This window comes from Pontitalea aquivivens (assembly GCF_046507575.1).
In the GTDB taxonomy this organism is placed as follows: Bacteria; Pseudomonadota; Alphaproteobacteria; order Rhodobacterales; family Rhodobacteraceae; genus Pontitalea; species Pontitalea aquivivens.
This window is the reverse complement of sequence record NZ_JBKFEY010000136.1, coordinates 1-345: the sequence shown is the minus strand read 5'-3', so window position 1 is coordinate 345 and position 345 is coordinate 1. Positions and strand designations below refer to the sequence as shown.

The following is a 345-nucleotide window of genomic DNA, read 5'->3' as shown; positions in this document are numbered from 1 at the left end:
CTCACGCCGCAAGGCATCGCTGTCGTACCGGGCGTCGAGGATAGCAGGGACGATCGAGCTAAGCGCTCGTCGGAGGTTCTCCCAGAGGCTGTCCTCAGTTCCCACACCCAGGGCTATCTCACGGCCGTCGGATGTCATGAATAAGTCGTTGGTCGGATAGGGATAGTCCGCAATAAAGCGCTCGCGCTCCAGGCCATGGCGCATGGCGACGGCGTATAGGGTGGCATCCATCAAAGCGATGTCCAGCGCGGTCCCCTTGCCCGTAGCGTCGCGTTCCCGCAACGCCGCAAGAAGCGCGATCGCGGCCGTGTAGCCGCCACACAAATCCGCAATGGGGAGACCGGA

At 62.9% G+C, this 345-nt stretch carries 1 protein-coding gene; it reads right to left on the bottom strand.

Annotated elements, in window-relative coordinates; genetic code table 11:
• Positions 1–345 (bottom strand): CoA transferase (locus ACK8OU_RS20520; protein ID WP_410305174.1); only part of this gene is annotated, 345 nt, incomplete at both ends.